Annotated in this window: 25 protein-coding genes; 6 read left to right on the top strand and 19 right to left on the bottom strand. The window is 67.4% G+C overall.

The features are described 5' to 3' along the window. Positions 1-204: 204 nt before the first annotated feature. The 5 genes from ACWGL3_RS14450 to ACWGL3_RS14430 form a co-directional block, all read right to left on the bottom strand. The gene (locus ACWGL3_RS14450; RefSeq protein ID WP_452461395.1) at positions 205-1,617 is read right to left on the bottom strand and encodes a tyrosine-type recombinase/integrase; all 1,413 of its coding nucleotides are present in this window, start codon (positions 1,615-1,617) and stop codon (positions 205-207) included. Further along, complete coding sequence (locus ACWGL3_RS14445; RefSeq protein WP_452461394.1) at positions 1,617-1,823, bottom strand: helix-turn-helix transcriptional regulator; 207 nt, start codon at positions 1,821-1,823, stop codon at positions 1,617-1,619. The genes ACWGL3_RS14450 and ACWGL3_RS14445 overlap by 1 nt, the downstream gene beginning before the upstream one ends. Further along, complete coding sequence (locus ACWGL3_RS14440) at positions 1,820-2,005, bottom strand: hypothetical protein (RefSeq protein ID WP_452461393.1); 186 nt, start codon at positions 2,003-2,005, stop codon at positions 1,820-1,822. The genes ACWGL3_RS14445 and ACWGL3_RS14440 overlap by 4 nt, the downstream gene beginning before the upstream one ends. 87 nt (positions 2,006-2,092) lie before the next feature. After that, on the bottom strand, positions 2,093-3,886 hold the full coding sequence (locus tag ACWGL3_RS14435; protein WP_452461392.1) for an ATP-binding protein: 1,794 nt from the start codon (positions 3,884-3,886) through the stop codon (positions 2,093-2,095). Then, positions 3,887-4,867: a bifunctional DNA primase/polymerase gene (locus ACWGL3_RS14430; protein ID WP_452461391.1), complete on the bottom strand. Its 981-nt coding sequence runs from the start codon at positions 4,865-4,867 to the stop codon at positions 3,887-3,889. Between the two features lie 48 nt (positions 4,868-4,915). On the opposite strand from ACWGL3_RS14430, the gene ACWGL3_RS14425 reads away from it, so the two are divergent. Further along, positions 4,916-6,067, top strand: a complete 1,152-nt coding sequence (locus tag ACWGL3_RS14425) for a beta family protein (protein ID WP_452461390.1) — start codon at positions 4,916-4,918, stop codon at positions 6,065-6,067. Here the strand turns inward: ACWGL3_RS14425 and ACWGL3_RS14420 are convergent. From ACWGL3_RS14420 to ACWGL3_RS14360, 13 genes are all read right to left on the bottom strand, one after another. Next, positions 6,033-6,614, bottom strand: coding sequence for a sce7726 family protein (locus tag ACWGL3_RS14420; protein ID WP_452461389.1), 582 nt, complete (start codon positions 6,612-6,614; stop codon positions 6,033-6,035). The genes ACWGL3_RS14425 and ACWGL3_RS14420 overlap by 35 nt on opposite strands. Before the next feature lie 267 nt (positions 6,615-6,881). Then, complete coding sequence (locus ACWGL3_RS14415) at positions 6,882-7,229, bottom strand: hypothetical protein (protein ID WP_452461388.1); 348 nt, start codon at positions 7,227-7,229, stop codon at positions 6,882-6,884. 145 nt (positions 7,230-7,374) lie between these two features. After that, positions 7,375-7,506: a hypothetical protein gene (locus ACWGL3_RS14410; RefSeq protein WP_452461387.1), complete on the bottom strand. Its 132-nt coding sequence runs from the start codon at positions 7,504-7,506 to the stop codon at positions 7,375-7,377. Positions 7,507-7,818: 312 nt separating this feature from the next. Next, positions 7,819-10,068, bottom strand: coding sequence for a hypothetical protein (locus ACWGL3_RS14405; protein ID WP_452461386.1), 2,250 nt, complete (start codon positions 10,066-10,068; stop codon positions 7,819-7,821). Continuing rightward, on the bottom strand, positions 10,068-10,439 hold the full coding sequence (locus ACWGL3_RS14400) for a hypothetical protein (RefSeq protein WP_452461385.1): 372 nt from the start codon (positions 10,437-10,439) through the stop codon (positions 10,068-10,070). The genes ACWGL3_RS14405 and ACWGL3_RS14400 overlap by 1 nt, the downstream gene beginning before the upstream one ends. A gap of 1 nt (position 10,440) precedes the next feature. Then, a complete protein-coding gene (locus tag ACWGL3_RS14395) occupies positions 10,441-10,761 on the bottom strand; it encodes a hypothetical protein (RefSeq protein ID WP_452461384.1) in 321 nt (106 codons plus the stop codon). Beyond that, positions 10,758-11,111: a hypothetical protein gene (locus tag ACWGL3_RS14390; protein ID WP_452461383.1), complete on the bottom strand. Its 354-nt coding sequence runs from the start codon at positions 11,109-11,111 to the stop codon at positions 10,758-10,760. Before ACWGL3_RS14390 ends, ACWGL3_RS14395 begins: the two co-directional genes overlap by 4 nt. A 225-nt stretch (positions 11,112-11,336) precedes the next feature. Next, positions 11,337-12,359 carry a hypothetical protein gene (locus tag ACWGL3_RS14385; RefSeq protein ID WP_452461382.1) on the bottom strand — a complete coding sequence of 341 codons (1,023 nt, stop codon included), beginning with the start codon at positions 12,357-12,359 and terminating at the stop codon, positions 11,337-11,339. After that, a complete protein-coding gene (locus tag ACWGL3_RS14380; RefSeq protein ID WP_452461381.1) occupies positions 12,356-12,517 on the bottom strand; it encodes a hypothetical protein in 162 nt (53 codons plus the stop codon). Before ACWGL3_RS14380 ends, ACWGL3_RS14385 begins: the two co-directional genes overlap by 4 nt. Then, positions 12,514-12,924, bottom strand: a complete 411-nt coding sequence (locus ACWGL3_RS14375) for a hypothetical protein (protein ID WP_452461380.1) — start codon at positions 12,922-12,924, stop codon at positions 12,514-12,516. The genes ACWGL3_RS14380 and ACWGL3_RS14375 overlap by 4 nt, the downstream gene beginning before the upstream one ends. Next, complete coding sequence (locus ACWGL3_RS14370; protein ID WP_452461379.1) at positions 12,924-13,394, bottom strand: hypothetical protein; 471 nt, start codon at positions 13,392-13,394, stop codon at positions 12,924-12,926. Before ACWGL3_RS14370 ends, ACWGL3_RS14375 begins: the two co-directional genes overlap by 1 nt. Further along, positions 13,391-13,669, bottom strand: coding sequence for a hypothetical protein (locus ACWGL3_RS14365; RefSeq protein WP_452461378.1), 279 nt, complete (start codon positions 13,667-13,669; stop codon positions 13,391-13,393). The genes ACWGL3_RS14370 and ACWGL3_RS14365 overlap by 4 nt, the downstream gene beginning before the upstream one ends. A 142-nt stretch (positions 13,670-13,811) precedes the next feature. After that, on the bottom strand, positions 13,812-14,033 hold the full coding sequence (locus ACWGL3_RS14360; RefSeq protein ID WP_452461377.1) for a hypothetical protein: 222 nt from the start codon (positions 14,031-14,033) through the stop codon (positions 13,812-13,814). Between the two features lie 481 nt (positions 14,034-14,514). Here ACWGL3_RS14360 and ACWGL3_RS14355 point away from each other — a divergent pair, with 481 nt between their 5' ends. From ACWGL3_RS14355 to ACWGL3_RS14345, 3 genes are read left to right on the top strand one after another with little or no spacing between them, the layout of a single operon-like run. After that, positions 14,515-15,255, top strand: coding sequence for a GntR family transcriptional regulator (locus ACWGL3_RS14355; protein ID WP_452461376.1), 741 nt, complete (start codon positions 14,515-14,517; stop codon positions 15,253-15,255). A 7-nt stretch (positions 15,256-15,262) separates the two neighbouring features. Next, positions 15,263-16,099, top strand: a complete 837-nt coding sequence (locus ACWGL3_RS14350; protein WP_452461375.1) for a phosphoribosylaminoimidazolesuccinocarboxamide synthase — start codon at positions 15,263-15,265, stop codon at positions 16,097-16,099. Between the two features lie 2 nt (positions 16,100-16,101). Then, positions 16,102-16,323: a hypothetical protein gene (locus ACWGL3_RS14345; RefSeq protein ID WP_452461374.1), complete on the top strand. Its 222-nt coding sequence runs from the start codon at positions 16,102-16,104 to the stop codon at positions 16,321-16,323. A gap of 57 nt (positions 16,324-16,380) precedes the next feature. Here the strand turns inward: ACWGL3_RS14345 and ACWGL3_RS14340 are convergent, their stop codons facing one another. Then, positions 16,381-18,069, bottom strand: a complete 1,689-nt coding sequence (locus ACWGL3_RS14340) for an AAA family ATPase (RefSeq protein WP_452461373.1) — start codon at positions 18,067-18,069, stop codon at positions 16,381-16,383. A 1,448-nt stretch (positions 18,070-19,517) separates the two neighbouring features. Between ACWGL3_RS14340 and ACWGL3_RS14335 the strand changes: the two genes are divergently transcribed. Together ACWGL3_RS14335 and ACWGL3_RS14330 are read left to right on the top strand one after the other, a co-directional pair. Then, the gene (locus ACWGL3_RS14335) at positions 19,518-20,312 is read left to right on the top strand and encodes a GntR family transcriptional regulator (protein WP_267946353.1); all 795 of its coding nucleotides are present in this window, start codon (positions 19,518-19,520) and stop codon (positions 20,310-20,312) included. Beyond that, entirely contained in the window at positions 20,306-21,076 is a 771-nt protein-coding gene (locus ACWGL3_RS14330; protein ID WP_267946354.1) for a glycosyltransferase family 2 protein, read from the top strand. The genes ACWGL3_RS14335 and ACWGL3_RS14330 overlap by 7 nt, the downstream gene beginning before the upstream one ends. Positions 21,077-21,141 lie beyond the last annotated feature (65 nt).

Below are 21,141 nucleotides of genomic sequence, written 5' to 3'. Positions count from 1 at the left end.
GCACTGAGCGGCGGTTTCGACCGCTGACCAGCAAGGACAGCAGCGTTCACGCCTGCTGTCCTTCTTCATTTCCCGTCATCTGAACCCAGCTCTCCCGACCTTCTGTGGTCGAGCTGTGGACAGGACATATAACGCAAAAAGGGCGGGGACTCCGAAACCACTCGGAGTCCCCGCCCTAGTTCGTTCCCGCAGGTGTGTCTCGGGTCACCCCCGGTGGTCACCCATCCGTTCGATCCACACGTCGTCCATCTCGGTCCACACCTGGGCGTAGATCCTCTGCAGGACCTCCACGCTGTGGCCGGCCCACCTCGCGACCTGGGTCGCCGGGACTCCGGAGTTCAGCCGGTAGGTCACCCCGGCGTGCCGGAGGTCGTAGGGCCGCCTGAGCAGTGGCCCCTCCTTCTCCTCCGGCGTCATCGCCAGTCCTCGCGTGCGGTCCCACACCCGCCAGTAGGTGGACCCCTGGATGCGGTTGCCCTTCTCGCTGCGGAAGAGCCGCCCGTCCGGGGCGGTGCCGAACCTCTCCAGGTGCTCCCTCAGCAGGGAGACCAACTCGGGCGGGATCGGGACGGTGCGGGAGGCCTTCTTCCCCCGCCCCTTCAGGCCCTGGACGTCGTGAACCTCCCCACTGTCCGTCCACCGCTTCCCCACGGTCGGGCTGCTGCCGGAGAAGGTGAGCTTCCCCCACCCCTCCGCCGGTAGCTCGCACCCGGAACGCCTCAGGTTGGCGACCTCCTCCGGGCGCATCATCGCGTAGTACATGCAGCCGAACCAGGCGCTGAACCTCGGTCCCTGCCGCCGGCCGACGTAGCTGACCGCGGTGAGGACCTGGCGGACACGGGCCGGGTTCCCGATCGAGCGGGGGTCCACCTCCTCCTCGGTCTTCGGCGGCTTCCAGTCGCTGGGGATCCCCTTCTTGGTCAGGGGGTTCTCCGTCAGCCTCTGCCACTGCACCGCGTAGTTCAGGGCGGTGGAGAAGCTCCGGCGGCGACGGCTGAAGTAGTCCGCCGACGCCGCGGACCCATCGAGCAGACGGGAACAGGCCCGCACCGCCGTACCGAGGTGGCGGGAGTCCTCCAAGGCGCTGACCGGCAGGGAGGCCTTCTCCAGCCAGTCCAGGGCCTCCTGGATCTGGGCTGGAGGCCGGGGGAAGACCCACTCCCCCCGGGCGTCTCGTTCCATACGAAAGGCCCAGCTGCGGAGGGCCTCCCAGAGCACGGCCGGATCGGGGCGCCCCTGGACGTCCCGGACCAGGTCCCGCGTGACGACGGAGAGGGCTTCCATGGTGCCCACCCTCGTGTTGCCGGCCATGTCCGGCCAGCGAGTGCGGACGTACTCCCTGGCGTGCAGGTACCACGGCACGTCCCGCAGTTCCCGCAGCTTGGACTGCGGCAGCCCGGTCTCGACGTCGAACAGCTCGCCCCTGCGGGCCGCCGCCCGGAGGTCGGAGAGCCAGCTGTCCGCGAGCGCCTCGGTGACGTAGGACCTGCTGTGCGACTCGGTACCTGTACGCCAACGGGCCTGGTAGGGCTTGGGGTAGGTGTCCTCCCGGTTCGTCGCCCCGGGCTTCTTACGGAAGCGGGTCTTGTAGAAGAGGACGTCAGCGGTCATCGGCATCAGGAGCTGCCCTCTTCCAGCCAGGCGTCGAGCCAGCTCCGGCGGATGCGGATCTCGCCGCGCTTACCGCCCATGCGCTTCATCCGCGGCGCCTCCCCGAGCTGCACCATGCGGTCCCAGGTGCTCCGGGAGATACGGAGTTCCTCGCAGACCTCTTTCACGGTGAGGAAGGAGTGGGGCTTCTCCGTGCGCGTTCCGACGCTCATTCGGGTGCGACCTCCAGGTAGACGCGGACGTGGCCGGGGTTGTGGCGGCTCGGGTAGGGCCGGGAGGGGTCGGCGGACGGCAGAGCCGCGGTGATGGCCTCCACGACCTGGTCGACGACCTCGGGCGGTCCGATCACGCGGACCTTGGTCAGATCCAGGCCGCGCTTGCGACGTTCGGGCATGCTGGTGGTACCTCTCCTTCGGGTTGAGGCGCGGCCCCGGCCGGGCTTGGTAGGCATCAAGGCCGGGGCCGCTTCGTGTGGGTGTGGTCAGGTGCGGTGGCGGTGCGCGCAGGCCCCGCACACCGCCGGGTGGTCGGTGGCCTCGTAGCGGCGGAACCCGGCCCCGCAGGAGGCGCACGGGCCGCTCTCCACGGGGGCGGCGGTCGCCTTTTCAGAGAGTTGGGGGAAGACAGCCTCCGCAGGCCCCGCAGCCTCCTGGGGTGCCTGTGAGCTGGGGTGATGCGCGGACCCTGGCGCGGAGGCTGCGGAGGCTGGAGCCTGCGGGCCGTCCGGGTCTGGTGTGACCTGCTGGTCAAAAAAAAGGGTGTCCTGCCTGGTCACCGTGGTGTCCGGGGCAGGATCGGCGTGCGGAGGCTGCGGAGCCTGAGCCTCGATGGCGTGGGCGGTGAAGGCGTAGAGCTGGCGGCGGTGGCGGTCCTGGGAACGGCCGGCCTCCTCCACCGTGATGCCGATGCTGCGCAGCACCGGGGCGTCCCGTTTGAGCTGTCCGGAGGCGCGGGTGGCGTCCACCGGCCAGGAGCGGGGTCGCACCTCGGGTGCGGGAATCAGGTCCAGGAGCTGGCTGATGGACCCGGTCCAGGTGCCGTGCTGGTCGACGAAGTCCGCGACCGCGCTGGTGAAGGGTTTGGCGTCGAGCAGGTCGGCGCTGGTGATCTCGGAGGCGGACCGGTAGGTGTGCAGGGTGTCCCACCCCATGACGGTGTCCAGGGCTCCGAGGATGCGGGCGAAGTCCGCCATCCGCGGCAGCTCCGCCAGGTGGGTGGTGGGCAGTTCGGCCAGCACCCGGCAGAGCAGGTCCAGCAGGGCCGCCCGGATGCCGGGGGCGGCCCGGTCGAAGGAGTTCTTGACCTCGGCGTCGGTGCGCCGCTGATCGCCCTTGATGGGCAAGAACTCCGCGGACAGCATCCGCTCGGACAGGTCCGAGGCCAGGGCGCCGGTGTCGATCGAGGTGAGCGCGATCAGGCGTCGGAAGGCCAGCACGGACACGTCGTCGTCGGAGTACAGGGCGCGGTCGACCAGGCCGTCGCCGGTCACGGCCTTGCACAGGGTGTCCGACAGCCACATCGGAATCGTGGAGACGTTGTCCAGGCACACCGCCCAGGACGCGGAGGCCACGGTGGCCCAGGTCTTGATGTCCTTGGGCAGGGACCGCAGCGGCGCCGGGGAGGGGTCGACCAGGTTGATCAGCATCGCCAGGGCGGTGGACTTGCCGGTGCCCTGTTCGCCCTTGGCGGCCAGGATCGGGTGCGGGATGTCGGGCAGCAGGGCCGAGACCAGCCACCCCACGATGAGCCGGAAGTGGTGCTCGTCCACGTTGAGCAGGGCCCGCAGCGCGGCCAGGCCCTGGTCGGTGTTCCCGGCGGGGCCGGGGTCGGGCATGGGGCTGGTCAGCTTGGTGCGGCGGAACAGCACCGGCGACAGGGGGGCGATGTGCCAGCCGCCGGGGCCGGCGATGACGCACCGCCCGTCGGGGGTGCCCAGGTCGATGACGACCTGCTCGCCCTGTTCGGTGCGGTGGGTGGCCAGGCGCAGGTTGATCGGTTGGGGTTGGGAGTCCATGGCGCGTCCTTCCAGGACACTGATCGCGTCGGTCAGCGCCGACTGCGAGGGGACGGAGTGGTGTTCGGCGTAGTACTGGCGGGCCAGCTGGGCGCGCAGCCCGTCCTTGCGCAGGAGCGGGAAGGCGACGTTGGGTCCGCTGCGTCGCACGGCGTAGGTGCGTCCGTCCGCTCCGGCCACGACGTCGACCTGCCGGTCAGCCAGTTCGATCAGCAGGGTGGCCTGGCTCGGCTTCTTGTCTTTGTCGTCGCTGGCGTTCATTTACGCAGCGGTCCTTCCTGGTCGTGGTGCGGTGCGTCGGGTGCGTCGGGGCTCTCGGAGGCCCTTGGCCAGCCCGGAGCGGATGGTGGCGGCGATCTCGCGCGCGGAATTGGGGTCACCGCCGGCGTTGGCGTCCAGGGCGGCGTCGTGCAGCGCGTCGGCGATCCAGCCGGCATCGAGCAGGCCCTCGCGGGCGAACTGGCCCAGCGAGGCGGCGGCGATGTAGAGATTGGTGTTCCTCGTTCCGGGCACCGCACCCCGCACCCTGGCTAGCTCCCCGCTCACCGCGGCCCGCACGTAGGCGGCGCGGCGGCGGTCGTCGGTAGTGATGGCCGCGAAGACGTCGTCCGCGGGCCCCGGGGCCGGAGCGTGCGGGGCGGTGGGCCGGTCCGGGGAATCTGGCCTGCGCAGCAGGCTCCCTATCCACTCCGGCAACGGCGCGGGGTCCTGGCGGGCCTCGACCTCGTAGCGTCCCGATCCGTTCGCCGCGGTGACCGGGCAGCCGGGGCCGACGACGTAGCCGCCGTGGGCGCGGGTGTCGATCAGCCACCCCAGGGAACCGCTGGTGTTGCCCAGGTGCGGTCCGGCGGGGTGGGTGAAGTACAGGTGGAGCCCGCCCCGGCGGGTGCGCACCGTGAACGCCTCGGTGGGCACCGGCTGTCCGGCGCGTTCGGCCAGGACCGCCAGGACGTCGGCGCCCTCGACCACCCCGGGCAGTCGCCACCGCTCGGGCGGCTCCTGGTCGGGCTTGGGTGTGTCCAGGTCGACCACGACCAGGCGCGCGGGGCCGGTGGCGATGCCGTAGTTGGCCTGCGGCCACCGACGCCACCACGCCCGGATCCGGTCGGGGTCGGTGGAGGCGGCCCGCTCCCAGTCCCGCACGAGCGGCGGCTTCTTGGACCGGGGCGTGAGCGGGAAGACCGGCCACCCGCGCCGGGCGGCGGCCAGGGCGAAGTCGATTAGGGCGAAGGCTCCGGACATCGTCAGTACCTCTCTTAACTTTTCAATGACCGAGAAGGTGACACTCCTGTGTCTCTCTCGCTAGGGACCCGTGTCGGGGCCTCCCTAGACCTCTCTGGCCTCTCAATGGAAACATCAAAATGGGAGATGCCTCTTTTTGGGAAATGGGAGTCCTTCTTGGTCAAATACGTTCCTGCCCTCAAGGGGAAACTGGGCGAGCTGGAAGCCCTGTGGAACCTCTCCGACTTCCAAAACATCCTTCCTTTGCTGGAAGTGGTGGATCCAGAGGAAGGCGGAAGCCAGAAGTTGGGGAAGAATCTCAAGAAGCTCCCCAGCGGAACTACTGTCGCCGTGGATGGAGGCCCCGGAGGAGGCAAAGTGCTCTCAGAGGTCGAGGAGATCCTTCAGCAAGGGGGTAAGTTCTCGGACTCGTTGTTCCCACCAGGGGCCATCTCCGTGATCCCCGTCATCAGGTACGGCGATGGCTACGCCAGCCTGGACGTCTTCCAACGACTCAACGAGAAGTACCAGAGCGGCTACCTACTGCGTTTGGGCTCCGTCGAAACAGACCCCAATGTCGCAGAAGCCGAGTCCGAGGTCCCCTTGCTCCTCAGTAACCTCGAGGCAGAACCCAGCGAGGTTGACCTCGTGCTCGACTACGGCGCAGTGGCTTCCGAGCGAGAAGTCGAACGCGTCACGCACAGCGCACGCCTGGCAGTGGAATGGGCAGCGCGCCGAGGTTGGAGAAGCGTCACTCTGCTTTCGGGTGCTTTTCCCGACTCGATCTCCGATCTCAAATTCGACCTCGTTCATCGCCTTGCGAGGCATGAAGTGGCCCTGTGGCGTGCGGTTTCTTCACACGCCCCTCGGGGGATCGAACTGAATTACGGTGACTACGCCACCAATCATCCGTCACTTAAATCAGGTTCCATTCCTCGGCCATCATCTCCGAACCTTCGATATGCACGGGGAAAGGAATGGATCGTGCGCCGCAAGAAGGCACACGCGGAGCATGCGAATGCCTCTTTCTACGAGATTTGCACATCCGTAGTGAACGATTCGTCCTGGGAAGGCGAGTCTTTCTCCTGGGCCGACAAGATGATTTCCAAAGGTGCCCAGACTTACGAGGGCTTGGGAAGCGCTACCAAATGGGTCGCGCTAGGAAGATCCCGTCACATTGAGGTGGTCAGGCACCGGTTGGCCACTCTCGGCGAGCCCTAAGCCGCCTGCGGACTACGTCCCTGAGTTCTGTCACAGGCATGGCCTGTGCGAGGTGCTGCCAGATGATCCAGCGCCGCTTCTTCGACAGTCCTCTGGCCAGGCCGCGGCTTTTGAGTTCTTCCAGGGCCTCTTCGCGCCAGAGCAATTGGGCGAGCGCGAAGGGGTCCTGCCCCTCGTTCGGCTGGCCAACGCGCACTTGCTCCGAGGACATCCCCCCTTGCCCTTGGCGGATGCACAGCACTCCCCACCACGAGGGCAGCATGGCGGTGGCCTTGGCCAGGTAGCGGTCCGTCGTCACGATTGACATGCGGTCGAAGACTCTTCCATAGGCCTTGGCCTGGTCGGCCAGGCGGTCGAGTCTGTCAACGTCGCTCTTGATCTCGTAACCGACCATCTCACCGTTGATCACGGCGAGGTCGACTCGTCGCTCCCCCGCGCACAGGCCCAACTCGTGCCTGATCAAGGTGTGGGAGTCGTCAGCGTAACGGGCATGTAGATCAGCGGCGAGAACCTTCCGGATGTCCGCGTCACGCAGTGGCTGCGACATGCCCTGCCTCATTCTCATCGGTCGTGTTCGGCTCACTGGTCCCACGACATCCTTCCTCACGGACTCACCGACGGCGAAGTGCCCCGTCCAAATGTTGCTGAGATGACTCCTCCAGAGATTCACCCGGGGTCCGCCTCTCATCAGCACTGCCCAGGTCAATCTGGATGTTCGCCGCAACAGAACCGATTGGCCCCTCCGATCCGTCCTGTGAAACGGGCGTGGACCCAGCTGAGGCCGGGGCCACACCCTTGGCGGATGGAACGGGGGCTACGGCTGGGGGAGGTCGTCGCGGTTCTTGGGGGCGCACCACACGTGGATGCCGATGCCGTTGATGACCGTGACGCCGTGTGGGGTGTCGCCGTTCTTGAGGTTCACGGTGGTGCCCAGGTGGGCGGCCCACGCGCGCACGTCCTGGTGGGAGTCGGCCTGGCCGTCCAGGACCTCGTGCTCCCGGGGCCAGTGCGTGTACAGGTCCAGGAACTTGCTGATGGAGTGCACCTGCCAGGTGATTTCGGGCAGGTCCTTGGAGAGCAACTGGGCGAGGATCTGCACGGCCCGGTAGCGCAGTTCCCGGGCGGTGACGGCGGTCTCGGGTTCGATGATCTGAGCGGTCATACTGGTGGTGCTCCTTCGGGAGTGTGTGGCCCGCCCCTGGTCCTTGGTCGGTATAGGGGCGGGCCGTCTGTGTGTGCGGTCCGGGTGGACCCCGCACCCACCACCCCGGGAGCGGGGTGGTGAGCACGGCGAGCACCCGGGTCGGTCAGCAGGCGTTGTTGTTGTGCGGCCACCAGTCGGCCGGGTCAGAGGGGTCGTACCAGCGCTGGCAGCGGCCGCACTGGACGTCGGCGAGCACGGTGGTCAGGCGGGTCCAGCGGCGGATGAGGGATCGCATAGGATCAGAGCCTCTCTGTGGAGAGAGACGGCCCCACCCCGCTTCCAGGCATCGGGTGGGGCCGTCGTCGTGTGTGGACCGGGCGGTCCCCCGGCTGCCGCGACGGTGCGCGGGAGCCGGGCCATCGCCCGGGTGACACCTTCTTCCCCCGGGGGCGGGGGCTGGGGGAGGGAGTTACAGGTCAGAGGGGGTGTCACGGGTGGGTGACACGCACCAGTGACAGGTGCGTGACACCCCCGGGTGACACCCGTGCCGGACGCGGGTGACAAGATCATTTAGCGCCGCGCGCGCATCCCACGCGCAGCCGAGACCTCACAGCCGCACGGGCTGTCCCGACCGCTCCTCGTCCAGCGGGGCGGCCAGCAGCTCCGGCTCCTCGATCACGAACTTGTCGCCGGCCTTGCTGATGACGCCGTCCGCTATCAACTTGTCGAGCGCCTTGTAGGCCCAGGAACGGCTCTTGCCCCCGACGTCGGCGCGGACCTGGGCCAGGTCTGCCATGGCGAACTCCGGCCGGCCCTCGGCGGCCCTCTGGCGGATCCAGTCGTGCAGCACCTGGCGCGCCTCTGCCGGGGTGAGGTCCCGCTTCTCCTTGGGCGGAGCCTGCAGCGCCGCTTCCTCCTCGGTCAGGTCCGCGATCTCGTCGTCGGGCCCGGCCACGATCTCCGGGCTCGGGTCCTCGACGGTGAGGTACTCGCTGACGGGGTCGCCGTCGTCGAGGATCTCCGCGATGGCCTCCTCGGCGGACGAGACCAGGACCCGGCGGTCCCCGCCCTCCCGGGCGGGGCCGATGATGCCCTTGCGCTCCAGCGCCTCCAGCAGGCGCGCCCGCTCCACCGGCGGCACGTGCCCGAGGTCGACCCGCTGCGTGGCCACGATGTGCTCAGCGGCGGCCGCCAGGCCTTCCAAGGCGCTCTCGGAGCCCCCGCCGAAGGCAGGCGCCGCGTGGCCCCGGGTGCTGCTGCCCGTGGCGGCCGCGGCGCCCACGAGCACCGGGGCGGCCTCTGGGAGGCGGGCCACCTTCGCGGTGAACGGGTCGGTGCTGGCCTTGTGGGCGGCTGGGTACTGGGCCACGTGCTCCGCGATCGCCTCGGCGGCCTCGGGGCCCTCACCCCAGGCGTAGGACCGCAGGGGCATGGCGATGTGGGTTTCGGGGATCGAGGGCGCGTCCAGGTAGGCCATGCCGGGGCGCTTGTTGCCCCACAGCTCCGGGCGGGCCTCCGCCTCCTGCTGCGCCTCCGAGAGGCCGAACCCGGCGTCCTGGGCGTTCGCCACGCCCAGGCACATGTGGGCGAGCTGGCCGCGGGCGAGCGTGGGCATCTGGCTGTAGTCGCTGCGCTGCAACGACATGACGACCGAACCGCCCGCACTGCGCAGGGCCTTGAGGATCTTGAGGAGCTTGTCCCCGCCCTTGTCGCCCAGGGCGTCGATGATGTCGGGGACCTCCTCCAGCCAGATCACCCAGTAGTCCAGGCCGCACCCCGGCTGCCACTTCTGCATGCCCCGGGCGGCCAGGTAGTCCGTGCGGGGCTTGATCTGGGCCTCGATGTCGGAGATCAGGGCGCGCGCCCCGGCCGCCGTGGTGTCGAACCGGTGCAGGGCCTGCTTGAACGGCCCCAGGGTCTGGTCGCCCTTGGTGATGTCGGCGGCCATCACCACGGCGTCCGTGCGGGTGATGATCTCCGCGAGGTAGTTCCACGCGGCCCCGATGGACTTGCCCGAACCGCTCATGCCCATGACCTGCAGGTGGTGCCCCACGAGGGTGTGCAGCACCGGCTCGGCGTCCTGGAACAGCCCGATCCGCAAAGGCTCCGCGATGGACCTGCCCGGCCTGGAGGGGCCCTCCCAGGGGAGCGGCTTCTTCATGAGTTTGGGGTCGGTGATCGTCAGGTGCGCCCGGTCCGCGCGGCGCTCATCGCCCGCGACCTGCACCGCCCCGGCCGGGAACCCGAGTCCGCTCTCGATGTACTGCGTCTTCTTGCTGACGTCGTCCACGGTCTTCTTCCCCGCGGGCAGCTCCAGTTCGGCCTTGATCTTGTGGTCGGTCACCGCGCGGGTGCGCACCTTCGACCCGTCCAGGCCGAAGGACGCCTTGGCCTGGTCGAACAGCTTCGCCAGCGGGTCGCCGTGGCCGTCGTCGGTACCGGTCTGGGTGCGGATGACCGTGCGGATGTTCCACCCCACGGCCAGCGTGAACCCGCCGAAGAACCACATGCCCAGCGTCACGGACGCGAACGGGCCGGTCACCATGGCCACGGTGAACCACAGGGCGCCGCCGCCGGCCGTGGCGGTCGTGTGCACCCGGCCCAGGAGGCCGCGGCTGTGGCTCACCGACCACGTCAGGGCACCGAGCACGACCGAGCACAGGGTGCCGGCCATCGCCGCCCACGTGACCGCCGGAGGCTCGCCCCACATGCTGTGCCCGACCCCGCCCAGGACGAGCACCAGGACCAGCACCACCCACGGCGGCACCAGCACCAGCACCTTGGAGGCCATGGAGGCGGTGACGCGGCCCATCGCCTCGTCTCCGCCCAGCTCCAACTGAGCCGTACGGCGTGTCATCAGAGTTCCACCCTTCGCTTGCGGGGAGCCGTGCGCACGGCCGCCGGGGCATGGATGAACTGCTTGCGGTACTCGGCCGCGAACTTCACGCTCTCGGCCGAGATCCCCTGCGCCAGCTCCTTGGCGCGCTTGAGCTTGCGGGCCACCCGCCGGGCCCGGATCTTGACGTCCAGGCCCAGCAGGGCCGGGTGCCCTTTGAGACCGCCCATGGCCACCCGGGCGTCGTGGGCAGCCGACTCCAGCTCAGCCGCCAGGTCCCGGGCGAACCGGCGCGAGGTCCTGGCGTAGCGGATGACCTGCGTGCCGACCGGGCCGAAGAACTCGATCTCGGCCATCTCGTCCATGCGGTCCTCACCGCTGGTGATCTCCATGTCAGGCCTTTCCGGTGAGGAACTGGCGCTTGTACTCGCGTGTGAACGCGCGGGCCTCGGCCTCCAGGCCCTTGGCGAGCTGCTGGGCGCGGCGCAGCCTCTTGGCCACGAGGCGGGCCTGGATCTTGGCGTCCAGGCCGAACAGCAGCGGGTGCCCGTGCAACCGGCTCATGGCGGCCTCGCTGTCGCCGGCCGCCATCTCGTACTCGAAGACCAGCCGACGGCTGATCGCCTTGAGGGCCCGGCTGTAGTCGTTGAACGCCTCCCCGAGAGACCCCTCGAACTCGATCTCGGCCAGCTCCTTGATGCGCTTCTCGATCACGCGCGAACCCCCGCTTCTTCGTCACTGACCTCGACATCGACCGCATCGGGGCGGGCCGGCGCGAGCGCCGCGTCCGCCATCCCGGGCAGCGGCAGCTGCCAGGCGCACAGCGGGCAGTGGTCGAAGGGGCCGGAGCGGTGCCTGCGGGGCTCCCGGCAGGCCAGCTCCGGCGGGGGCGCGGTCGCCACCTGGTGCTCCTGGACGGCGGCCGCCGCTGAGGCGTAGCGGTAGTGGGGGGTCTGGGCGGTGGTGCCGCACGCGCACAGCACGCGCCAGACCAGGGCCTCCCCGTCGGGGGTGGCCTCGCGGCGGCCGAGGCCGACCTCGGGCCGGTGTCGGATGTAGGGCATGACGGAACTCCTTCCTGGGTGTTCGGGATGGGCGGGCACCTGGTCGGTTCGCGTGGCGCCGGTTCACCCCCGAAGGGGGTGTCGCCGGTTCGCGCGTCGCCGGAGTGGTGCTGCAGCTCACCAGCCGGACGGCGGCTGGGAGGCTGCGGCACCCGCCGGAAAGGGCGGGGTGGGCACCCCTGGGCACCTGCTCGTGAGCTGCAGGAACCCAGGGGCCCCGGGGCGTTAGTGGTCGGCTTCGAGGTGGCGGGCCACGGTGCGCCGGGACAGGCCGGTCGCACTTGCCAGGGCGTTGATCGAGGGGGCCTTGCCGGTCTCCTCGATCAGCTGGTCGCGGGTGTTCCAGACCAGCGTCCGGTTGGTCTCGGCCTCGGCTGCGGAGACCTGCGCACCCCCCTTGAGAAGCGTCTGCGTGGGGGTGGGCACCTGCTGGTCAACCGGGGTGCCCAGGGTGGGCGTCTGCCCGTTGCGGGCCTGGGCGGCCATCGCCGACCCGAACCCCGCCGTGGTGAGGCTGGAGGCGTCGTCGGGAACGTAGGTGCCGGACCCCAGGGCGATGCGGGCGGCGGGCGCCTGGCGGTAGCCGATCTCGCGGTCGTAGTCCTGCACCTCGCGGGCCACCGTGAAGTGCGCCCGCGCCTTGGCGAGCTGCTCGCGGCCCTGGCGCTCGATCACGGCGATGCGGTCGGCGTGATCGGCGTCGGCCTCGGCCCGGTCCAGCTCGCGCTGGCGCCGGCGCACCTCCAACTGGCGGGCCCTCTCGGCCAGGGTCTGTTCCTCGGTATCGGTGGGGGCGGTGGACAGGGCCTGTTCGCGCAGGGTCTGTCCGGCCCGGTCGCGGGTGCGGAAGTGCCAGGCCGTCTTGGCGCCCAGGGGGAGCACGGTCAGGGCCAGGAGCACGGGGTCCTCGACCAGGGCGTGCACGGAGATGATCCCCGCGGCCAGGGCGGCCAGCACCCATCCGGCGACCGAGAGCGCCTTGGCGGGGCGGCCGGTGCGCACGGCCTGGCCCCACTCGGTGGCCAGCAGCATCAGCCAGAGCAGCTCCACCGCCAGGCCCACGGTCACGGCCACGGGCAGGGGAACCCCGCCCCGGGTGGCCAGGTCGGCCACCGACCAGGTCGTGAAGGCGACAGAGGCGAGGGTGGTGGCGGTCGCGATGGTCACGGTCAGGATCGGGAAGACGTCGAGCGGCTTCTTCACTGCGGGTTCCTTCGTGGTGGTGGTGCTCGGGTTGTGGGTGGTCATCGGGTGCCCCCGCTCCAGCCCTCGACGCGGGCGCGGATCTGGTCGGCCAGCTCGTCCACGGCCGCGGCCAGGCCGGCGGGGTGGTCGGCCAGGGCGGCGGGGAACAGCTCGTGCTCCTGGCCGCCGATGTCGGCGGCGGCGGTGTTCGTGCGGGTCATGCGGTCACTCCGATGCAGATCAGGCCCGCCCCGACCAGGAGCACGGCCAGGACGAGAAGGTCCACCGCACGGCGGACCAGGCGGAACTTTCGGCTGGTCACGGCGGCGAGCTTGACCGCGCGCTCCCGGGGCTCCTCCGGGGCCCAGGCGGCGGGGTCGGCGTCCAGCGCCGCGAACGGCGCCCGCGCCAGCTGGGGTCGGACGACGGCCAGGAGCACGAGCAGCGCGGCCACCAGGAGCACGGCCCCGGCCCGCACGACCCAGTGGCCGGCCCCCTCCCCGGACAGCACCGGGGAGAGCACGGCCAGACCGGCGCCGGTCAGCGCGATGAGCATCGACGCCTTGGCGTCCACGCGCGCCAACTCGGCGCGCATCTCCTCGATGTAGGAGGTCAGCGGCACCGGCATCAGATCTCGCCCCCGTCCCAGCGCTGCTGCAGCTCGGAGTTGCTGGCGGCGATGCCGTGGTCGGCCTCGACCCACAGCGCGCTCTCGTCCCCGCGCTCCAGCGGCTGGATCAGCAGCCACGTGCCGTCCAGCTCGTCCCGGCCGTCGTAGTCCAGGACCCGGACCCGGCCCAGGTGAAGGTGGTGAACCACCCGCCCGGGCGCGTACCACAGCGAGGGCGCCTGCATCCGGGCCACGGCCATGCCCACCAGCTCGGTGAGGGAGCCGATCACCCCGCTCAGCGCCACGCCCAGGGCGACCGCACCCCAGAACGGCTCCTCGACCTGCTGGATCCACAGAGCGGCACCGACCGTTCCGGCCCCCAGGCCGATTCGGGCGGCGATGTCGACCGGCCCGGCGTCGCGCAGGACGTCGACCAGGGCGCGGCCGAAGCGCACCAGCGGGTTGGTGGTGTTCGTGGACTGGTTCATGCGGCGCTCCCGGAGGACTCGAAGGCGGGGGTGTAGGCGATGACCTCGGCGGCGAGCAGAGCGGCCTGCTCACCCACCAGGTCCTCGGTGATGTCGCGGGCCGCGGCCAGCCGGGCCTCGCGCTCCTGGGCGCTCTCGCCCGGCAGCAGGTGGGGGGCGTACAGGTCGGGGTCGGTAACCGGGATCAGCCGACCCAACAGGCCGGAGTCCAAGGGCATCTCGACCCGCACCCGGCGCGGAACCGGGCCGGGGTTGGGCATGATGGTGGTGCGCACTACGTGTCTCCTTGCAGGCGAGTGGTGCGGCAGAGCCCCGCCCGGGTCGCTTCCGGGTGGGGCTCACGTGTGTTCGCTGGACCGGGTGGCCCCCGCCCCGCCCGCAGGACGGGCGGGCGGGACAGGGGGGCCGCGGTACAGGTCAGAGCTCGTTGGGCTCCAGCGAGAAGAACAGAACGTTCGCGCCGGCCATCTCCGGGACTTTGGAGATGATGAGGTCGATGACCTGCTGGAAGAGCCGCTCGCGGGTCTCGCCCGGGGCGGCCGTGAGGGTGCCGTAGTTGGTCCTGTTCGCGAAGCCGTTGTAGATGGGCTTCTGCAGGGTGATGACCCAGTGGTAGGCGGTAGCGGTGGTCGCGGCCATGGGGTCTCTCCAGTTCGTGGCGTGTGGACCCGGGTGGTCCCTGCCGCGCCCCTCTCCCGTGTTGTGCCGGAAGAGGGGCACGGCAGGCACCCCAGGGGGTGCTACGGGCGCGGACCATTCCCCCGACCAGCCCGTAGACAGGTAGGTCGGTCGTGGTCCACGTCTTCCCTTCGCCGCCCCTTGTCTGCTCGGGGTGGGGTCAGGGCGTGCGCGCTATGTCCCTCCAGCGGAGGTGTTCTCAAAGCTCAGGTGCGCCGGGCTTCCACACGGTGGACAGGGATCACCCCTGCTCACCGGAGTCTGCTTCCGGGCTGCGGCCTGCGGCCATGCGACTGTTATAGCACGCGATCGTTTAGTGTTCTAGTACGGATGGAACATTGAGCAGTGAGCGTGAGTTGGCAGGCAGCGGAACTGTAGCCCGCATACCTGGCTATATACGCGTACTAGTACACTGATCTCGTTCACCACGAAGGAGCCGCACGTGTCCCCTCAGGTACAGCGCACCGACCCGCCCTACCTCCAGGTCGTGAAGCACATCAAGGCCGAGATCGAGTCCGGCGTGCTCCAAGACGGACAGAAGATCGACTCGGTCCGCACGATCGTTGCGAAGTGGAAGATCTCCTTGGCCACGGCGACCAAGGTCGTCAGCACCCTGAAGGCTGAAGGACTCGTTCGCAGCGAACCCGGCGTGGGCACGATCGTCACGCGTGAACAGGCGACGGCCAGCGCGAAGGACCGCGTGGTCCGAAGCTTGGAAGGCCGGATCTACGCGGCGAACGAACGCGCCAAGATCACAGTCGCCGAGGTGGTGCCGGCCCCCGAGGAAGTCGCGGATGCCTTGGCACTGTCCACCGGTTCGCACGTCATCCGGCGCCAGCGGATCACCCTCCGGGATGACGTTCCCTCCTCCGCTAGCACATCCTGGTTTAGGGGCGAACTGGCTGACACGGCTCCCCTGCTCCTTGAGGCGAAGCGCTTGCCGCAGGGCACGCCGAAGTACATCGAGGAAACAGCGGGACTCACGGCTGCAGCCGGCAAGGACCAGCTCCGCGCCGACATCGCGTCGGAAGAGGACTCCGCAGCGCTCGGGATCCCACTCGGCTCCCCCGTGTTGCGCAAGCAGAACTGGGTGCTCACCGCTGAAGGCGACGTGATCGAGTTCGGCCAGTCCGTCTCGGTCGCCCGACGCTGGGCCACCTACAACTACGAGATCTCCAGGTAGGAACCACATGGAACTGCTGCACTCAGGCAAGGTGCGCGACGTCTACGCCGACGGTGACGACCTCATCCTGGTGGCCTCGGACCGCGTGAGCGTCTACGACGTCGTGCTGCCCACCCCCATCCCCGACAAGGGCAAGGTCCTCACCCAGCTCTCGCTGTGGTGGTTCGAGCAACTGGCCGACGTGGTCCCCAACCACATCATCTCCGCCACCGACGTTCCGGAGGAATGGGCCGGACGGGCCGTGCGCTGCCAGAAGCTCACCATGCTCCCGGTCGAGTGGATCGCCCGCGGGTACCTCGCGGGCCTCGGGCTCAAGGAGTACGAGAAACAGGGCACTGTCTCGGGCATTGCGCTTCCCGAGGGCCTGGTGGAGGCGTCCAAGCTTCCGAAGCCAATCTTCACCCCCACGACCAAGGCGACCGAGGGCCACGACGAGTTCATCACCTTCGCGGACGTGGTCGAGGAGATCGGCCAGGAGACCGCCGACCGTCTGCGCACGGTGACCCTGGACGTGTACAAGCGCGGAGCCGAGATCGCGGCTGAGCGCGGCATCATCATTGCCGACACCAAGCTGGAGTTCGGCCGTGCGGCGGACGGCACGCTCGTGCTCGCCGACGAGGTGCTGACTTCCGACTCCTCGCGGTTCTGGCCTGCGGATGCCTGGCAGCCGGGCCGGCCCCAACACGCGTTCGACAAGCAGTTCGTCCGGGACTGGTCGAGCACCATCACCGACTGGGACCGAACCCCTCCCGGTCCCGAAATCCCGGATGAGATCGTGGAGGCGACCCGAGCCCGGTACATCGAGGTCTACGAGCGGATCACCGGCAAGCGCTGGGAGGCGTGAGCATGTATCAGAGCTACGACCGCAACAAGCTCGTGCGGCAGGTGCGAGAACTCCTGGAGAGCGAGGGCCTTCAGCCAGTCGCGCAGGACGACCCGAAGCCAGAGCACGCCGCGATGCTGCTTCTCCGCTCCTTCGGAGTGGAGCCCGTCGTGGACCACGTGGAAGCCCTCAAGGGCGCAATGAACCGCACCTGGGAAGAAGCCGATCGTTCTCGGGAGAAATAAACCAAAGTTTAACTGACTGCTCCTAGGGCTCGAACCTTGCGTTCGAGCCCTATTTTTTTACCAAGGTTCCATATCATTTGCCTTGCAAATAAACTTGTTAAGTTTCCCTATCATTCCCTTCAGGCCATGAGGCCATTTTGTGTGCTCGCTCCAAATATTGACCACATTGTTTGCTACTGCAACCTTGCTCACAGCACTTTTTCTCGATTCTATATTATCACTCGATAGCGGGTTCGAATATAGATCACCGGGCCAAGTAGATTCGGCTCCAGGATGGGCCTCTTTGATGGCCGAAGCCAAAATATCGCTGGGAATATAATTCTCTATTGTGTAGCCCTTCGTGATCCAGGCAAACCCCTCGCCTCCATTAAAAGCATCCCTTATTCGGACTTTCGTTTCTCCCAATTTTTGACCTCTTGACTTTTTGTCTGAGTCGATAACAACGACAATATTCCTGTTTATTTTTCTTAGGGATATGAAGTCGTTGACTCCTGGATCATCAGGACTCAAGTGACTAGCAAGGCCTCCTCCATAGAACATGATGGAGTAGTGAATTCCCTCGATTATTTTTGGGTTAATCAAACTCAACCAATATCTGATATACGTTCGATCGGAAGGCCCTTCGACCCAAATCACCGCGTTTGATTGGACAAGATCCGAAGCTCGGAATCCTAGATCCATACTAATGCGCGCGACATCATTAGCAGAGGCAGCTTTTTCCACCTTGGTGCCACTGCTGGAAATAGAAACATGGAAGATGGAAGAGAGAGCGGAATCCATCAAATGGGCGGAGTGAGTAGCAATCAGATACCTATTGCTCGTCTTATTCTTGAGATATCGGAGCAGCTTCTTCTGCATCAAAGGGTGCAGGTGGATTTCAGGCTCTTCTATGCATACTAGATACTCTTCAAGGACCGTGGCTGCCGAAGCCATAATTATTACTTCATGCACCCCTGTTCCCACACTTTCAAGAGGAAGTTTCCTCCCTTGGTGTTGAATATGTAGGGTCGATCGGTCATGAGGAACTTCAATGTAGGCACTTTCATCCTCCATGACAACTTTCACGAACTCATTGATCGCATTGAAGCGCTCTCGATCCTTCATCCTATCCAATGTTGGCTGTTGAATTTTTGCTAGCTCTTCAATCAGGTTTGCACCACTGTAAAGGTCACCCTCTTCTGAAACTTTCCGAAAAGCTCCAATGGTGGCGATATTTGGAGTTTTTTGTGAGTCAAGCACCCATCTCAGGCAGCGCGCCAGATCAGCTCCCACCTTTCCACCTCGCGTCTGAGCTACCGCCTGGGAAATAACTCCAAAAGGATCTCCCATAGAATTCGGGTAGCCACTCATGTTCCGCAATGCAAGCTCGCATTGTTCGACAGAAATGGCAAAATTTGGACTCGAGCTACTCGATCCATCTATGGGATCCAGCTTCACCCAAGAGACATCGTTCGAACCAAATTTAAAAACAGGAGAATCGAGTATTTTCCTAAAAGAATCTAGCGCGTTGTCAATATGACGCGGCTGAATCTTACCCTCTAGTTGCTCCTTAAACCACTCTCCATCTATGTCAATAGCTCTCGCTGCCCCAACTTTTTGATTGGCCTTTCCTACAATCGGAGCCTCCCAACCATCGGCCAAATCTGACGCCCTAAACCCCCTGCTTATGCCAGAGTTCAGGCGCGGGATATACGATTGAGCAAACTTCAGAATATTTGACTTTCCAGAATTATTCTGCCCAGCCAAGAGGTTTATTTTATCCAGAGGGCCAATCAAAATGTAGTCATCCCCCCAAGCGCTCCTGTACCCACGAAAACCGAATCCGAAAATCCTTGTGCCTGACATTAAATTTAACTCCAATTCAAGAAAATTAAAGTTTGCACACTGTCCTGTTTGTTAAAATTGACAATTAGGGATCTACTCAGATTACCCTCACTCCTTTTCGTCACTCTCGGTAATGCACTTGCCACCTTCAGAAGCTCGGGGTGACTGTTGAGCGTAACCCCGGCCCATAGGATCTCACCTCCCAGCTCTTACATACACGCATTGCGGAGAACTGCCAAGAGCACCCATGCCAAGGACCACTGACAACCTCGGTTTTTTGGACCGAGAACATCGTTTTCTTCGCCTGGAGGACAAAGAGCGCAGTGAGACGGAACCTACACTCTCTGACTAACAAGATGTTAGGGTTCTCAACACGGCCGACACACAGCCAAGCCCTCCCACAACCAGGCAGAAGAAAGATTCATTGCAGGTCAGGGTGATTGTGCTTGGAGGCAGTTCGGCCTGCTGAAAAGCGGAAGCTCATGGATGCCTGACTCTGCGCGTGCGGAGAGTAGTCATGTGGCGGCTGCTGAGTTCTTCACCTGATTCCATCCCCGCGTGCGCGGGGAGCAGGTCTGTGTCAGGATACCGCTCCCTCACCTCCTGGGACCATCCCCGCGTGCGCGGGGAGCAGTCTCGTTGACCTGCAGCTTTATCCGCCGAAACTCGTCGAATCTGCAAGTTGTTGAGAAACGGACATATGTCCCCGGTTAGGTGCGGGCTTCACGATGCCTTTCTACCGTATCGACCGTTCCGCCAGCAGATGGTTGCGGCAGCAGAGCTAGCCATTGGGGGGCGGGGGCTGGACCGGAGGCTGCGGAGGCTAGGCGGGGGCTGGGAACAGGCTCCAGCCTCCGCAACATCAGCCCAGCTCAGCGACTGTCCGACCTCCGAAGCGGAGGCTGCGGAGGCTGTCTCTCCTTACTCTCTGAGAAGGTGAGAAGTAGTGGAGGCAGAGCCCCCCACTGGCTAGCAATGCCGTGATCGCCCGGTCACGGAAGGCTTTCTCGGGGCGGCTCGGGAGGGTGCTGTGGTCGACTCGTGGACAGGCGTCCCGCTCGAAGCGATGTCCTCGCAGGTCAGCGTGATTCAGCGATGCGGCCTCCGGAGCCGGGTGCGCAGGTTCGAATCCTGCAGGGGGCACGCGGGCGCGTCAGCGCCGTAGTGGAGACGACCAGCGGGAACACTGTTCCCAGCTGGTCTTTTTCTTTTCCGGGAGGTCGTCCGACCCGGTGCGCCGCCCTCTGCAGGGCCAAGGCCGCGCACGGAGGCGACGGATTCCGAGGGGAACGGACCCGCCTGGCAGGGGGACGGGGTCCCCGAATCCTGGTGACGGTCCTCACGGGGCCGGTGGGAGCGGTGAGCGACACATGGTCGGGCACAGGGCGAACGAGCGGCTCGCGGGCGAGCTCCGGCGGCGGATCCGGGCCGGGGACCCCGCCCCCGGGGAACCGCTGCCCTCCGGGGCCGAGCTGGCCGAACGCCACGGCGCGGACCCGGCGGCCGTGCGCGGGGCACTGGTGATCCTCCGCGCCGAGGGCCTGGTCGGGGACCGTCCCGGCCGGGGTCCCGTGGTGCTCGCACCGCGGCGCGGGGTGCTGCGGAACGACGAGCGCCACCAGTGGGAGAAGGACCGGGCGCGTACGGACCTCCGGGAGCGGCGCTCCACCGGCGCGACCGAGAACGACACGGGATCCGTGGTGGACGACCTGGTGTTCAGTGCCCGCTACACGCGGGTGGTGGCCGATGCCGGCCTGGCGGAGGCGCTGGGGGTGCCGGAGGGGACCGCGCTGCTGGAGCGCGTCTACCGGACCCGCCACCGCGACGAGGACGCGCCGTTCGGCCTCACCTCGTCCTACATCCCGATCGACCTGCTGGAGTCCGAGCCCGCGCTGCTCGACGAGTCCGCGGAACCGTGGCCGGGAGGCACGCAGAGCCAGCTGCGCACCGTCGGCGTCGAGGTGGACCGCGTGGAGGAGAGGGTGACGGCGAGGCCGCCCACCCCCGACGAGGCGGAGGAGCTCGGGCTGGGTGAGGGCGTCGCCGTGATGGTGCTCAGGAAGGCCTCCACCGACACGCGGGGCAGGGTCGTGGACTGGTCCGAGGTCGTCCTCCCGGGCGACCGCGCCGAGGCGGTCTTCACGACGCGGCTGGAGCGGTGGTAGCCGTGCCCGGGATCGTCTCCGTCGTCACGGCGGTCCACGCGCCGGGCGCCCGGTTCCTGCCCGAGGCCTACCGCTCCCTCGCGGAGCAGCGGCTGCCCGGGGGGTGGGACTGGCAGTGGGTCGTCCAGGAGGACGGTGAGACCGACGAGGTCCGTCCCCTCCTGCCCGGCGACCCCCGGGTGAGCTTCGGGCAGGGGCGGCCCGGCCGGGCGGGCATGGCCCGCACGCTGGCGCTGTCCCGGGCGGAGGGCGAGTTCGTCAAGGTGCTGGACGCCGACGACCAGCTGACGCCTGGGGCCCTGGCCCGGGACCTCGCCGCGCTGACGGGCGGCTCGGGGGCCGCGTGGGCGGCGTCGGCGGTCCTGGACCTGCTGCCCGACGGCTCCACCGAGGGTTTTCCGGGGGATCCCGCCGAGGGGCCCGTCGAGCGCGGGTCGGTCCTGTCGAGCTGGCGGGCGCACGACTTCCTGGCGCCGGTGCACCCGGCGACGCTCTGTGTGCGCCGCGACCTGCTCCTGGCCCTGGGCGGGTGGATGGCGCTCCCGGCGTCGGAGGACACCGGGCTGCTGCTGGCGCTGGACGCCGTGAGCCGCGGGTGGTTCACGGCGGAGCACGGCCTGCTGTACCGGAAGTGGCCGGGCCAGGTGACCGCCGCGGCGGCGCACACCGACCGCGGGGAGCGTGCGGCGCGCATGGCCGTGGTGGAGGCGCGGGCGCTGTCCCTGGCGCGGACCGGCTGGGACTTCGTCCCGCCCCGGGGCTAGTCCGCGCTCCGCGGACCGTTCCGGGCCCGCGCCCGACGGGCCCTCCCGGAGCGTCCGCGGAACAC

The organism is Nocardiopsis sp. NPDC055824, assembly GCF_053616335.1.
This window is presented reverse-complemented; position numbering and strand designations above follow the sequence as displayed.

Bases quoted from the DNA above. Each gene is read 5' to 3' on its own strand.
- ACWGL3_RS14450 (WP_452461395.1), bottom strand. From the start codon at position 1,617: ATGCCGATGACCGCTGACGTCCTCTTCTACAAGACCCGCTTCCGTAAG.
- ACWGL3_RS14430 (WP_452461391.1), bottom strand. From the start codon at position 4,867: ATGTCCGGAGCCTTCGCCCTAATCGACTTCGCCCTGGCCGCCGCCCGG.
- ACWGL3_RS14415 (WP_452461388.1), bottom strand. From the start codon at position 7,229: ATGACCGCTCAGATCATCGAACCCGAGACCGCCGTCACCGCCCGGGAA.
- ACWGL3_RS14390 (WP_452461383.1), bottom strand. From the start codon at position 11,111: ATGCCCTACATCCGACACCGGCCCGAGGTCGGCCTCGGCCGCCGCGAG.
- ACWGL3_RS14335 (WP_267946353.1), top strand. From the start codon at position 19,518: ATGGTCGGGCACAGGGCGAACGAGCGGCTCGCGGGCGAGCTCCGGCGG.
- ACWGL3_RS14370 (WP_452461379.1), bottom strand. From the start codon at position 13,394: ATGAACCAGTCCACGAACACCACCAACCCGCTGGTGCGCTTCGGCCGC.
- ACWGL3_RS14345 (WP_452461374.1), top strand. From the start codon at position 16,102: ATGTATCAGAGCTACGACCGCAACAAGCTCGTGCGGCAGGTGCGAGAA.
- ACWGL3_RS14435 (WP_452461392.1), bottom strand. From the start codon at position 3,886: ATGAACGCCAGCGACGACAAAGACAAGAAGCCGAGCCAGGCCACCCTG.
- ACWGL3_RS14445 (WP_452461394.1), bottom strand. From the start codon at position 1,823: ATGAGCGTCGGAACGCGCACGGAGAAGCCCCACTCCTTCCTCACCGTG.
- ACWGL3_RS14350 (WP_452461375.1), top strand. From the start codon at position 15,263: ATGGAACTGCTGCACTCAGGCAAGGTGCGCGACGTCTACGCCGACGGT.
- ACWGL3_RS14405 (WP_452461386.1), bottom strand. From the start codon at position 10,068: ATGACACGCCGTACGGCTCAGTTGGAGCTGGGCGGAGACGAGGCGATG.
- ACWGL3_RS14360 (WP_452461377.1), bottom strand. From the start codon at position 14,033: ATGGCCGCGACCACCGCTACCGCCTACCACTGGGTCATCACCCTGCAG.
- ACWGL3_RS14385 (WP_452461382.1), bottom strand. From the start codon at position 12,359: ATGACCACCCACAACCCGAGCACCACCACCACGAAGGAACCCGCAGTG.
- ACWGL3_RS14380 (WP_452461381.1), bottom strand. From the start codon at position 12,517: ATGACCCGCACGAACACCGCCGCCGCCGACATCGGCGGCCAGGAGCAC.
- ACWGL3_RS14420 (WP_452461389.1), bottom strand. From the start codon at position 6,614: ATGTCGCAGCCACTGCGTGACGCGGACATCCGGAAGGTTCTCGCCGCT.
- ACWGL3_RS14400 (WP_452461385.1), bottom strand. From the start codon at position 10,439: ATGGAGATCACCAGCGGTGAGGACCGCATGGACGAGATGGCCGAGATC.
- ACWGL3_RS14410 (WP_452461387.1), bottom strand. From the start codon at position 7,506: ATGCGATCCCTCATCCGCCGCTGGACCCGCCTGACCACCGTGCTCGCC.
- ACWGL3_RS14375 (WP_452461380.1), bottom strand. From the start codon at position 12,924: ATGCCGGTGCCGCTGACCTCCTACATCGAGGAGATGCGCGCCGAGTTG.
- ACWGL3_RS14440 (WP_452461393.1), bottom strand. From the start codon at position 2,005: ATGCCCGAACGTCGCAAGCGCGGCCTGGATCTGACCAAGGTCCGCGTG.